Source organism: Tepidanaerobacter sp. EBM-49 (assembly GCF_001896645.1).
Taxonomy (GTDB): Bacteria; Bacillota; Thermosediminibacteria; order Thermosediminibacterales; family Tepidanaerobacteraceae; genus Tepidanaerobacter; species Tepidanaerobacter syntrophicus.
The window spans coordinates 1-11,492 of sequence record NZ_MPPE01000050.1 but is presented as its reverse complement, the minus strand read 5'-3'; the positions used below and the strand labels follow the sequence as shown (position 1 = coordinate 11,492).

Sequence of the window (11,492 nt, the reverse complement as noted above, 5' to 3'; positions counted from 1 at the left end):
GGAGGATGTGGCAAGAGATGCAGCTCTTTTGCTGGAAAAAGAAGAAGGGCTCAAATGCTACAGAGTAGAAGTAGAAAGCCATGAAAGCATTCACAACCATGAAGCCTTTGCTTGGGTTGAAAAAGCATTAAGTTGAAAGGAGATAGCTCTGACATGATATTAGAAATATCTCAAGAATATCTGGAAAATGAAATGAAAAAAGTCAATGCACATCCCGCATCTTTTAAAATATTTAAAGATAAGTCCCGGATAATTCCTCTGAAACTCTTTGGCATACCTGCACCCGGAGCAAATATCATAAAGCAAGAAATGCTTTCATCAGGCGGCGACGCCGCAGTTCACAAAAATGCAGTAGATTGCAGTGTAGAAACGTCAGATGTAATCCTTTTAGGCACTAAAAAACACTACAATATCTTGATGGAAAAACTTCAAAAGATGCCTTATTTCAAACTGAATAATGTTTGCGGTGAGCTTAAAGAATTTTTTTCAGCCAAAAAGACAAATTCTATAAAATCTCCCTGGGGCAGAACTTTAAGTTTCGATAAGACTCGCGTTATGGGCATAATAAATATCACCTCAGATTCCTTTTACCCTGGTTCTCGAAAGCAGAGCATACAAGAAATATTAGATACTGCCCAGGATATGATACAATCGGGCGCAGATGTTGTGGACATTGGCGGAATGTCAACCAGACCCGGCTCTGACCCTATCAGCGAAGAAGAAGAAACAAAAAGGGTTGTTATGGCTATAAAAGCTATCAGAGAAAACTGCCAAGATGTAATGATTTCCGTAGATACCTATAGGTCAAATGTAGCGGAAAAAGCTTTAGAGGCAGGCGCTGATATAATAAATGATGTAAGCGGATTTAGTTTTGACCAAAGACTGATAGAGGTAGCAGCTAAAAGCAATGCCCCATATATCCTTATGCACATAAAAGGCACTCCTAAAAATATGCAGGAAAATCCTGCATATGATGACCTTATAAAAGAAATCGCACAGTATTTTGTCGAAAAGATTAACTATGCAATAAGTTTCAACATGAATGAAAACAATATAATTCTAGACCCGGGACTGGGCTTTGGAAAAACTTACGAAGATAACATGGAGATAATGGACAGAGTTTGTGAACTTCAAAGTCTTCACAAGCCTTTACTTATTGCTGCATCAAGAAAATCTTTTATCGGTAAGGCACTGGGTTTAAAATCTCCCGAGAATAGGCTGGAAGGCACGCTTGCTATTACCGCACTTTGCGCCTATCACGATGTGGATATGGTGCGAGTGCACGATGTAAGAGAAAACGTCAGAATTATTGAAATGGTGGAGGCGATAAAGTGCCGCAGGTGATAATAGCCTTTGGAAGCAATATGGGCAATAAAGAGCAAAACATTAAAACGGCTTTGGAGAAAATGAAGGCTCGCGGACTTAATATAATAAAGGTTTCAACCATAATAGAAACAGAACCATACGGTTATGAAGATCAAGATACTTTTTTAAACGGAGCATGTATTGCAGATACAAATCTTTCTCCTCAAGAAGTTTTAAAAGAGCTGCTCTCTATTGAGCAAGAGATGGGGAGAGTGCGAAAAATCCACTGGGGACCGAGAAATATAGATCTTGACATCATCTTCTATGAAAATATTATAGTTGATGAAGACAACCTTAAAATCCCCCACCCCGATGCCCATAACCGCTCTTTTGTCTTAGGTCCTGTATGTGAAATATCTCCATCTTTTTTGCACCCAATATATAACAAATCCGTAAAACAACTTTATGAAGAACTGAAGGAAAAATAGCTTTTGCTTTGCGCTTTTTATTAAGTTAATGCTTGATTAGTCTATAAAATGCGTATCCGAGTATCGCCCCAAGCATATTAAGCAATATATCGTCCACATCAAAAATTCCCAAATTAAATAACAATTGGGCAGTTTCCATGGCAAGGCTTACAAAAAATGAAGCTGTGACGACAGATTTGAGGCTGTGTATTTTTCTCTTTAAGATTACGGGAAGTAAAAAACCAAGAGGCGCGAATATAGCTATATTCCCTAATAAATTTTCAGCGGAAACTCTAAGATTTTTGCTTATAACCACGAACCTAAAGATGGTTTTTGTTGGTATAAAGTTTGCGCTTTCAAGCCTTACAGCTAAGGGAGGTATTTCGCCGGCTTTTAAAGCGGATATGGCAATATTTATAGGATATTTGAACAAAATTACTTTTATCAAAAAGATAAAATATATGCAAAATAAGATTCGAATTCCGATTTTCATTTTTCTATTTTCAGTCACTGTATAGTTCATTTCGTTTCACCTATAAGCTTTAAATATTTTTATCGCCTATTTAAATATACAAAAATCCCACGTATAAATCAAACACTATCTTGTAAAAGATACAGGTCTTTTCTATGTCCAAATAATTTTCATGCAAAAGTATAAAAGCCTGAGTGCCATATCTGTAAAGGCATTCAGGCTTTACATTCAGTCATAAAGCTTGTTGTAAAGCACTGCATTTTATTTCACTTGAAAGTTTGCTATGAAGTAGTGCATTTCTATTTTAATCAGAAACTTACTGCAGGGCATTATATTTTATTGGTTTTTCTCAAGCAGTTCCCTTACAACCGTTTTCAGGCTGCCTTCTTCTACCGCAGTTCCTGTCATAACTATTCCAATAAATTCAATACTATCATCATCTCGAGATACTACAAGCAAAGGGCTTCCCATACTGCTGGTTTCCTTGAGCCAGCCGTCATCATCTACGTCCATGCCTCCTGCCAAAACTACTTTACTTAAGTCTTCCGGAAGCAGGCGATATTCCAATGCATATACGTCGATGGTTTTATCTGTTAAGTCGTCAAAGCTTTCTATGCGTTCTAAACGCGTTATTTTGCTGTCAATAATTTTAACTTCCGGATTTTCTTCATAATATGCAATATCTTTGTTTATTACTTCCCATGCAAAGGCAACAATTTGTTCTGACTTATCGACTTTATCTGTTTCATACATTTTAAGCGGTCCATCTGCTCCGCCAATTGTGGTAATAGAACTATTTTTGTTCTCGTTGATAAAACTTTCTTCTATCTTGTCCCCTATTTTCAAAAGCTGTGCAAATGTTTTTTTATCTAAAGAAAATTCTCGTATATCTTTCCCTACCATAGCATCTGCTTGATCTTTTGTATATTGAATCAGATAATCATTTTGGCCGTCAGTCAAATTAAAATTGATATAATCCACGTTACCTATGAGTGAAAACATGATGATGGCATTTTTCTCAAAAGGTGTCTGATTTATAGCGCCGGTATATTTATTCCTCGTCTTAGCATCGGTATTCAAATGCACTGTAATACCATAAGGAACATTTTCTGTGTGAAGTTCAAAGTAGCTATAGTTTATATTTTCAGGAAAATCAAGCAGAGAAATAATATTGCCGACCTTTGATGCATCTCCTACATAATCCGTCTTATATTCTAAGAATTTTTCAGCTGAAGCTAAATATTCTATTTTGTCCGAAGGATTTGCCGCAAGTGCCATTGATATTGCTACAACTAAAATGCAAGCAGGGCATATAGCCCAAAGCGCCGGCTTTTTGTAGTTTAATATATTTTTTATTCGAGTTTTGATATTGCTTTCGCCAAAGGCAAGCGGAGCTAAAAGACCTGACTGCTTCATCGAAAGTGAAAGCAGTGAGCGAGAGTAACTAACACGTATATCTTCTTTTGACTGTCTGATTACTTCTTCATCACAAGACATCTCCATATCTTTTGACATAAGAAAATAGCTAATCCATACAATAGGGTTAAACCAATGCAAAACTACAGTAAAGAAGGCTATGGGCTTTATAACATAATCCCTTCTCTTTATATGTATCTGCTCATGTTTTAAAATATAGTCCAATTCTTTTTGTTCAAGCCCTGTGGGAATATAGATTCTCGGTCGCATAAGCCCAAGGACAAAAGGAGTATGAATTTGATCAGTTTCAAAGATATTGTCTTTATAAAAAGTTGCAGTAGAAATACGATTTCTGAGTTTAAGATAGGATATAGCGCTGTGGCACAAAATTATCGCAATCCCTAATATCCAGACAGCTGCAGCAATTTTTACTGCTGTATCTATCAAGTTCGCATTTGATGAGGTATTTACTGCTGTTAAAGTCGATTCCAATGTTTGCTTTACAGCACCGCCTGCACCATATTGTTCGGATAGTGCATTTGGATTTGCAAGTGTATCAACGTTATAAAACATAAGGTTTTGGCCGGGCAAAAGACTTAGGGCGCTTTCAAAGGATACAGGACATATGAGGCGAAACCATACCACTGCCCAAAGTGCATAAGAAAAAATCTTTGGTGATTTTCTAAGCAGCATACGGGCGAAAATTATGATTAAAGCTGCAAAGCTTGCAGTAATACTCATATTTAGTACAGTAATAAAAAGTTTGCTCACTTTGTCGCCTCCTCAATCATCTTTTGTATCTCTTTAGCTTCTTTTTCGGAAAGCTTTTTATCTTGTAAAAAAGCCGCCAGAAATGCAGGAAGTGAACCGTTAAATTTGTCCTCTAGCAATGCTTCGCTTTCATATTTTTGAACATCTTTCCGTTTTAATAAAGCAGTAACTGTGGCATTTTCGTTTTTCAAAATATCTCGCTGGGCAAGTTTTCTTATCATCGTATAAGTTGTAGATTTTTTCCAACCTAACTTTTGTCTGCATATCTTGGTAAGCTCTGTGGAATTTATAGGTTCATGCTCCCAAACAATATCCATAAGTTTATACTCTGCGTCAAAAAGTTTCAATTTGCTCATAAGCAAATCCTCCTCAATTGGTTTACTGTAGTAAATCTTTATAGGTATAGTTTATTCCAATAAACCAATGTTGTCAAGAGGTTGTTTTTTCTTTATTCTTTAGAGTATATAAAACGTATCTTGAATGGCGGCCCAATTAATTTATTTACTTTTTCAGTATAAAAATTGCTAAGATAAGAAATCTTTTGGCGGAGCTATATCTTTAGGACACAATTCTTTGCTATATGGCTTAATATCAAGCACAGGAGTGCCATCTAGCATATCTACTCCTTCAAAAATCAGTCGGTTATTTTCTTTTTTAATAAACCGGACAATAGACATTCCAATACCGTTTGGACGGTTAGGAGATCTTGTAGAAAACACGCCCATAATTTTATTGCTTTTAGCAGAAAGTGTCGTTAGTTTATAGCCTTCGGATTTGTGAAAATAGAATAATATGATACCGTATTCCCCTTCTTTAATATCGGCTATGCCTTCTTTGTATTCCTCCAATATCTCAATAGCAGCTGTTGTTCCTTCTGACGGTGTACCTTGTTTGGGAGCAGCAGTCTTGTCTTTATAAGGCGATCGAATATAGCCAATAGGTTTCATTAAAATCTCCATTGATTTCCTCCTTGCTCAACATATTGATTTTATAACTGCAACGATATCTGAAACTTCTTTCGAATATATTATAAACCTTTTATGGTCATATTAGAAACTGCTGCATATCGGTTTAACTAATCAGGTATATTACAATCGATAATGGACGTTTTTATGGTATTATTGTAATATATTTATAATATCTATCATCATAGAAAACTACGGAGGCGAATAATCCATTGCCTAATCAAACTCTTTATCAGACTCAGTATAAATCCAAACTGGTTGATGCAGCAGAGGCGGTAAAAGTGGTCAAAAGCGGGGATTGGGTGGATTATGATTTTGCTCATCTTCACCCTAGGGAATTGGATAAGGCCCTGGCTGCCCGCAAAGATGAACTGACTGATGTAAAAATACGCGGCATGCTTTCTCTTTGGCAGCCGGAAGTAGTCAAGATTGACCCGGAGCGAAAGCATTTTATTTATAATTCTTGGCACTTTAGCGGTATTGATCGTAAAATGCACGACCAAGGACTTTGCGACTACATTCCAATGATTTACCGCAACAAGCCTCTATTTTATCGCAATGAACTTACGGTTGACGTAGCAATGATTCAGGTTGCTCCTATGGACAACCATGGATTTTTTAATTTTTCTCTGATCAACTCTGCGACTAGGTCTATTGTGGAAAAAGCCAAAACAGTGATTGTCGAAGTAAATCCTCGTCTGCCCCGATGTCTTGGCGGATGGCAGGAAAATGTGCATATTTCTGAAGTGGATTACATAGTAGAAGGGCCCGGTGAGCCACCTGTGGCAATTCCGGCTGCCTTGCCAACACAACAGGAAAGAAAAATTGCGCATCTTGTAGTAAGTCAGATTACAGACGGTTCCAATCTTCAGTTCGGTATCGGCGGTCTGCCAAATGCCATCGGAACAATGTTAGCTGATTCCGATCTGAAAAACCTGGGATGTCATACAGAGATGTTAGTTGACGCATACTATTATTTGGATATGGCCGGAAAGCTTACAAATAAGAACAAAAAATTTTTAAAAGGCAAAACGGTTTGGTCCTTTTGCGTGGGCAGTAAAGAGCTTTATGACTGGGTAGACGACAACCCGGCATTGGCTTCTTTTCCGGTAGACTACACTAACGATCCTACTGTAATTGCCGCAAATGACAACGCAGTATCTATTAACAGCGCCATAGAAGTAGATTTGTTTGGTCAAATATCAGGAGAATCTTCCGGATTAAGACAAATCAGTGGTACAGGCGGTCAACTCGATTTCGTTACCGGTGCTTTTCAGTCCAGGGGAGGAAAAGCTTTCATTTGCCTTCCTTCCACATACAAGGATAAGGATGGCAATGTTCACTCTAGGATTGTGCCCGTTCTACCTCTTGGAGGAGCCGTCACTACCCCACGTAGTCAAGCACATTACATAGTAACAGAATATGGAATTGCCAACCTTGCCGGACGCACCACTTGGGAGAGAGCCGAGGCCCTAATCTCAATCGCCCACCCTAAATTTAGGGACGGGCTAATCAAAGAAGCAGAAAAGATGAAAATTTGGCGGCGCAGCAACAAATAATATAGTTAGTTCTTCAGCCCTCTAGCCGCCTTAGAGAAAATCCTTGTGTATGTTAGCGTGAAAGCAGGGGGCCGGTCTCAGAATACCAGACATGTATGTCTAACGGAAAATAGCCTAAGGAGCTTAGTATAATTTCACGATGTCGTTAAAAAGTGCTATAAATGCACTCTGTCTCTTAGAGGCAGAAAGCCCTAAGAGACAGATATCTTCCGGTAATATAAATATATATTTAGATTGCATTTTTGTTTGATTCAAAAAATCTTCTTAAATTTTCCGGCAATTGATACGGTTCTTTATTAGCCTCGCTATCAGGCATTTTTTCGGTGTTGCCATATATTTCGCGTAGGATAGCATCAATAATCATAGCTTTCGGAGGAACATTGTATTCCTTCCCTTTATATACCCATACTCGACAATCCACCTCATTACCGCATAAATCTCCACATGGCTCACATAAAGATTCTTTGAAATCCATTTGTATATCTCTTCCATTTACTCGTATAGTTGGTGAAGTAACAAATCTATATTGTATTGCTTTTTCCTTACTATTGATATGAATCTTATTTACAACTATTTCTATTCCTGCTGACTCAAGCACTTTTGCTACGTCTGCAATAGCTTCTTCTAAACCTTCGCCGGTCCCCTGGCATCGATTACAGATATTTAAATCTAAATATAGAAAATCAATGATTATTTTATTTTCCCCTTCAACGCGATTGTTTTCTGTGCTTCCGCAGCATCCTGTGTTACATTTGCAGTCCATGAATGTTCCCTCCTCTAAATAAGTCTATAGTGAACTACTCACCACTTACTCATTCATTCGTTGAAGTGGGAGCTTCTTGGTCAATAGCAGTAGCCTGCCAAGTTTACCCAAGCTCTAAGGGTAGTCCCTACCCCAATAATAATTCTTAGCTATGGTTTGGCTATCACCATAGTTGTTAGTAATTCATGCGGTAGCGCACCTCCTGTTAATTTATTTTTGAAGCATATTTTCCCATCCTTTAAAATCATCACAAGAAAACCCACTTTTCCTGTATTTATCTAGCACCTCTAAATCTTTTTTATATATTTTTAGTTTTATAGTTTGATTCATGGATATCTCCTTATACTATTTTAACATTTTCTGCAACCTGTTTCCTGTATTCATATAAATAATACAACTTTATTTTCTTTTTTATGGGATTTTCCAAAGGGAGAAAGTTTAATGAAAAACCTAATAAAAAACCATAGTTTCAAGGCATTCCTTATACCTTTTCACTATGGTCTTCTAATAGTTGCTTTATTTATTCCATTTCCTGTCTGCCTTCTAAGGCTTTGGTCAGTGTAACTTCGTCTGCATATTCTAGGTCCCCGCCAACCGGTATTCCGTGAGCTATACGGGTTACTTTCACTTGTAAGGTTTTCAAAAGTCTTGCAAGATACATCGCCGTGGCTTCGCCCTCCACGTTTGGATTTGTGGCAATAATAATTTCTTTTACTTCTGGAGTTATCCTGGAAAGAAGTTCTTTGATTTTAATGTCGTCAGGGCCTATGCCTTCTAGAGGCGATATGGCGCCATGGAGGACATGATAAACCCCTTTGTAGTCTCTGGTCTTTTCAATGGCAACTACATCCTTTGGATCTTCTACAACCATTATAATGCTCTTGTCTCTATAAGGAGATTGGCATATGCTGCATGGATCTGTATCAGTAAAATTGCCGCAAATCGAGCAATAAATAATGGAATTTTTTGCCTGTATAATGGCGTCTGTAAGATTTTCTACGCGCTCTTTTGGCATCTTTAAAAGATAAAAGGCTAAGCGCTGGGCAGTTTTGGGACCTATGCCCGGCAATCTGGAAAGTTCACTAATGAGGCGATCCAGCGGTTCTGCATAATAAGCCATTTAACCGCCACCTAAAAGAGTCCCGGCATATTTAGCCCGCCGGTAAGTTTTCCCATTTCTTCAGCCACCATATCTTCAGCTTTTTGAAGTGCTTCATTGGTTGCTGCCATTATTAAATCTTGCAGCATTTCTACATCATCCGGGTCAACTACTTCCGGACTTATGTCGATACTTACAATTTGTTTTTTTCCGCTGGCAACTACCTTTACCACTCCGCCTCCTGCAGTAGCTTCAACCGTCTTCTCCTGAAGTTCTTCCTGAAGTTTTGCCATATCCTGCTGCATCTTCTGAACCTGTTTCATGATTTTATTCATATTTCCCATGTTTTTCAAATTATATTCCCCCTCAAATTTTCTGCTTAGTCTTCAAATGTGACATTGTCTTCACCAAAAAAATCTATAACTTGCTGACTGTATTCCTCATCAGATATTTCTTTCTTGCCTTTCTCAATTTTATCTGGTTCAAAATTTTTGATATCAGAAGGCGCATCTTCGCCCTTTTGCACGAAACCTTTAACTGTTATGTCTATATTTGCAATCTCTTTTATCATTTCTTCAATGGTATGCTTTTCGGCAAGAATCATCTCTTCATAAACTGCGTCACCCTCATTTATAAAATAAAGTTTCTTGTTTTCGATCTTTGCAGGCTTTATTTCTCCTGCTTTAATAAATGAAATAAGTTTCATTTTTCCTTTGCCGGTCAGGGTTTTTAAGATATTGGGCCAGGATTTTTGAATGGTTTGCAATACTTCTTTATCATCAGTTTCATCTTTGTCAAGAGGTTTAACCTTTTTTTCAGGCTTTTTGGGCTCATCAGCTTTTATAGGTTCCGCCTTGGAAGATAAATCGGCTACATTTACACTATCGGTAACATTTTTTATATCTGAAACAGGTTCTTTTTTTACATGGCTGCCTGTATTAGTCATTACATTTTCAAGTCTTGCCTCAAGGGCTGCAACCTTTTTTTCCAATTCTTGGACCCTTGCAATGTGCCCCTCTTCTTTTTTCCAAAGGGCCGGAAGTACAAGTTTAGCCAGTGCAGCCTCTACTATAATCCTTGGCTGAGATGACCATTTAATCTCGCTTTCGGCATCGTTTAATATATCTATAATTGAAAGTATTTTTTCCTTGGTATACTCCTTTGAAATCTCTTTAAGTCTTGCGTAGTCTTCGTCGGTTGCATCTACAAGACTTCTATCTGCATCTATGGAAACCATAAGAAGGTCTCTAAAATGTTTTAGGAGTCCTTCTGTAAATCTAAAAATATCTTTGCCTTGTTTTGATATATCATCGACTGCATTGAGCATTGCAGAGATATCGGCCTTTACTGCTGCATTTGAAATCCCATAAAATACTTCGTTTCCAACAGCTCCGAGCAAATCCAAAACGTCTTGATATGTTATTTCTCCTTTTCCGAAAGCCGCTGCCTTGTCAAGAAGGCTTAACGCATCTCTTACTGAGCCTTGAGAGTAAGCTGCAATTTGGGATAATGCTCTTTTCTCCACTTTTATATCTAAGTCACCTGTAACCTTCTCTAATTGACCTATAATCTCGTTTACAGAAACTCGTGTGAAGTCAAATCTCATACAGCGAGATAAAATTGTAGATGGAAGTTTATCGGGTTCTGTTGTGGCAAGAATGAATATAACATAGTCAGGTGGTTCTTCTAATGTCTTTAAAAGCGCGTTAAATGCTTCGGTTGTAAGCATATGTACTTCATCGATAATGTAGACTTTATATCGCCCTTGAGAAGGAGCAAAATTCACTTTTTCTTTTAGATCTCGAATATCGTCAATACCGCGGTTTGATGCTGCGTCCATTTCTATTACATCAATCATGCTGCCATTTGATATGGCTCGGCATGTATCGCATTCATTGCATGGATTTTCAGCAGGGCCTTTTTCGCAATTTAGGGCTTTTGCAAAAACTCGCGCAGTACTTGTCTTGCCGGTTCCTCTCATTCCACAGAAAAGGTAGGCATGAGCAATTTTCCCCGTCTTTAGTTGGTTTTTTAAAGTTGTAACAATGGCTTTTTGCCCTACAATTTCGTCAAAAGTTTGGGGGCGGTATTTGCGATAAAGGGCCACATATGACATTAAGAATCTCTCCCACTTATTTTTAAAGCCGCCGATTATAAACCGGCGGCTAAAACTTATATGCCGTGCACCCTCCGTCGATCTGACCCTCCGAGCGTTACGATGGCAGTTAGCTCCAATCAGGCTCCCCCGCGGCACATGAAAGGGCTTCCTTACCGCTGCTTCCTCCCGGACCTGACGGGGTTCGAAAGTTTTCATTGCGCAGGACCCGATTATCGTCACCACTTACCAAAGTCAGTCCTCACAGGGAAAAGACCTCTGGAGGGAATTCGACCCCACTATAGCGGATTGTGGGTACAGGGCACCGCTACCTCCCCGCCTAGCACGGCAAAACTTATAACCAATTGTTAAGTAGTAATTGTATTTTACTATACTTTACACCTTAAATCAAGGATCAAAAAAGCTGTTACACTCAGCGATCTAAACGCCCTTTGGTATAACAGCTGCTTTTAACATTTAAATGGCGGAGAGAGAGGGATTCGAACCCTCGAACCGCGTTTTAGCACGGTTACGCGATTTCCAGTCGCGCGCCTTCGACCAGCTCAGCCATCTCTCCACG

Annotated in this window: 12 protein-coding genes, 1 tRNA gene and 1 other RNA gene; 4 read left to right on the top strand and 10 right to left on the bottom strand. The window is 38.5% G+C overall.

Annotated features, from left to right (window positions below; all coding sequences use genetic code 11):
- The first annotated feature begins 7 nt into the window (after positions 1–7).
- Genes BUE08_RS09005 through folK form a run of 3 tightly spaced genes read left to right on the top strand, consistent with a single transcriptional unit; the run spans position 8 to position 1,793 of the window.
- Positions 8–136 (top strand): GTP cyclohydrolase, FolE2/MptA family, encoded by a 129-nt coding sequence (locus tag BUE08_RS09005; protein WP_286680772.1) that lies wholly within the window; start codon positions 8–10, stop codon positions 134–136.
- Between the two features lie 17 nt (positions 137–153).
- On the top strand, positions 154–1,344 hold the full coding sequence (gene folP, locus BUE08_RS09000) for a dihydropteroate synthase (protein WP_286680771.1): 1,191 nt from the start codon (positions 154–156) through the stop codon (positions 1,342–1,344).
- Positions 1,332–1,793 carry a 2-amino-4-hydroxy-6-hydroxymethyldihydropteridine diphosphokinase gene (folK, locus tag BUE08_RS08995; protein WP_059033030.1) on the top strand — a complete coding sequence of 154 codons (462 nt, stop codon included), beginning with the start codon at positions 1,332–1,334 and terminating at the stop codon, positions 1,791–1,793. Before folP ends, folK begins: the two co-directional genes overlap by 13 nt.
- Positions 1,794–1,818: 25 nt before the next feature.
- Here folK and BUE08_RS08990 read toward each other — a convergent pair whose 3' ends face one another.
- The 4 genes from BUE08_RS08990 to tsaA all read right to left on the bottom strand — a co-directional run bounded on the left by BUE08_RS08990 (position 1,819) and on the right by tsaA (position 5,390).
- Positions 1,819–2,295 (bottom strand): VanZ family protein, encoded by a 477-nt coding sequence (locus BUE08_RS08990; RefSeq protein WP_286680770.1) that lies wholly within the window; start codon positions 2,293–2,295, stop codon positions 1,819–1,821.
- Between the two features lie 285 nt (positions 2,296–2,580).
- A complete protein-coding gene (locus BUE08_RS08985; RefSeq protein WP_286680769.1) occupies positions 2,581–4,431 on the bottom strand; it encodes a M56 family metallopeptidase in 1,851 nt (616 codons plus the stop codon).
- Positions 4,428–4,787, bottom strand: a complete 360-nt coding sequence (locus BUE08_RS08980; protein WP_059033032.1) for a BlaI/MecI/CopY family transcriptional regulator — start codon at positions 4,785–4,787, stop codon at positions 4,428–4,430. The genes BUE08_RS08985 and BUE08_RS08980 overlap by 4 nt, the downstream gene beginning before the upstream one ends.
- Positions 4,788–4,955: 168 nt before the next feature.
- On the bottom strand, positions 4,956–5,390 hold the full coding sequence (gene tsaA / locus BUE08_RS08975) for a tRNA (N6-threonylcarbamoyladenosine(37)-N6)-methyltransferase TrmO (RefSeq protein WP_059033033.1): 435 nt from the start codon (positions 5,388–5,390) through the stop codon (positions 4,956–4,958).
- A 218-nt stretch (positions 5,391–5,608) separates the two neighbouring features.
- On the opposite strand from tsaA, the gene BUE08_RS08970 reads away from it, so the two are divergent.
- Positions 5,609–6,955: an acetyl-CoA hydrolase/transferase family protein gene (locus tag BUE08_RS08970; protein ID WP_281743884.1), complete on the top strand. Its 1,347-nt coding sequence runs from the start codon at positions 5,609–5,611 to the stop codon at positions 6,953–6,955.
- Positions 6,956–7,184: 229 nt separating this feature from the next.
- Here BUE08_RS08970 and BUE08_RS08965 read toward each other — a convergent pair whose 3' ends face one another.
- From BUE08_RS08965 to BUE08_RS08940, 6 genes are all read right to left on the bottom strand, one after another.
- The gene (locus BUE08_RS08965) at positions 7,185–7,718 is read right to left on the bottom strand and encodes a DUF2703 domain-containing protein (RefSeq protein WP_213951736.1); all 534 of its coding nucleotides are present in this window, start codon (positions 7,716–7,718) and stop codon (positions 7,185–7,187) included.
- 520 nt (positions 7,719–8,238) lie between these two features.
- On the bottom strand, positions 8,239–8,838 hold the full coding sequence (recR, locus tag BUE08_RS08960; RefSeq protein ID WP_059033035.1) for a recombination mediator RecR: 600 nt from the start codon (positions 8,836–8,838) through the stop codon (positions 8,239–8,241).
- Positions 8,839–8,849: 11 nt separating this feature from the next.
- Positions 8,850–9,161: a YbaB/EbfC family nucleoid-associated protein gene (locus tag BUE08_RS08955; RefSeq protein WP_059033244.1), complete on the bottom strand. Its 312-nt coding sequence runs from the start codon at positions 9,159–9,161 to the stop codon at positions 8,850–8,852.
- A 35-nt stretch (positions 9,162–9,196) separates the two neighbouring features.
- Positions 9,197–10,933, bottom strand: coding sequence for a DNA polymerase III subunit gamma/tau (dnaX, locus tag BUE08_RS08950; protein WP_286680768.1), 1,737 nt, complete (start codon positions 10,931–10,933; stop codon positions 9,197–9,199).
- 63 nt (positions 10,934–10,996) lie between these two features.
- Positions 10,997–11,261: signal recognition particle sRNA large type (gene ffs, locus BUE08_RS08945), an RNA gene on the bottom strand.
- A gap of 133 nt (positions 11,262–11,394) precedes the next feature.
- Positions 11,395–11,489: transfer RNA gene (locus BUE08_RS08940), tRNA-Ser, on the bottom strand.
- Positions 11,490–11,492 lie beyond the last annotated feature (3 nt).

What these genes read in the sequence shown, in the direction of transcription:
- folP (WP_286680771.1), top strand. Translation starts at nt 154, where the DNA reads ATGATATTAGAAATATCTCAAGAATATCTGGAAAATGAAATGAAAAAA.
- recR (WP_059033035.1), bottom strand. Translation starts at nt 8,838, where the DNA reads ATGGCTTATTATGCAGAACCGCTGGATCGCCTCATTAGTGAACTTTCC.
- BUE08_RS08965 (WP_213951736.1), bottom strand. Translation starts at nt 7,718, where the DNA reads ATGGACTGCAAATGTAACACAGGATGCTGCGGAAGCACAGAAAACAAT.
- dnaX (WP_286680768.1), bottom strand. Translation starts at nt 10,933, where the DNA reads ATGTCATATGTGGCCCTTTATCGCAAATACCGCCCCCAAACTTTTGAC.
- tsaA (WP_059033033.1), bottom strand. Translation starts at nt 5,390, where the DNA reads ATGGAGATTTTAATGAAACCTATTGGCTATATTCGATCGCCTTATAAA.
- BUE08_RS08955 (WP_059033244.1), bottom strand. Translation starts at nt 9,161, where the DNA reads ATGGGAAATATGAATAAAATCATGAAACAGGTTCAGAAGATGCAGCAG.
- BUE08_RS08980 (WP_059033032.1), bottom strand. Translation starts at nt 4,787, where the DNA reads ATGAGCAAATTGAAACTTTTTGACGCAGAGTATAAACTTATGGATATT.
- BUE08_RS08990 (WP_286680770.1), bottom strand. Translation starts at nt 2,295, where the DNA reads ATGAACTATACAGTGACTGAAAATAGAAAAATGAAAATCGGAATTCGA.